This window comes from Erwinia sp. S43 (assembly GCF_016624745.1).
Classification (GTDB): domain Bacteria; phylum Pseudomonadota; class Gammaproteobacteria; order Enterobacterales; family Enterobacteriaceae; genus Erwinia; species Erwinia coffeiphila.
Genome location: NZ_JACVTX010000084.1, coordinates 1 through 274, shown reverse-complemented (window position 1 = coordinate 274; position 274 = coordinate 1). Strand labels below are relative to the sequence as shown.

Genomic DNA, 274 nt, shown 5'->3' with positions numbered 1-274 from the left:
GTTTCAATTTTTCAGCTTGTTCCGGATTGTTAAAGAGCAAATATCTCAAACATGACTCACCCGAAGGCAATATCAGTTTTGAGATACTGTGGAGACATCTTTCACCTGTCACCAGGCAGGTGGCGTCCCCTAGGGGATTCGAACCCCTGTTGCCGCCGTGAAAGGGCGGAGTCCTAACCGCTAGACGAAGGGGACACATCAGTGTCGCGACTTCGCAGCCGTCCTGCTCGTTACTTTTCTATCAGACAATCTGTGTGAGCACTACGAAGGAAAG

General features: G+C 50.0%; 1 tRNA gene. It reads right to left on the bottom strand.

The features are described from left to right. Window positions 1-120: 120 nt before the first annotated feature. Window positions 121-195: transfer RNA gene (locus IBT47_RS26875), tRNA-Glu, on the bottom strand. Window positions 196-274 lie beyond the last annotated feature (79 nt).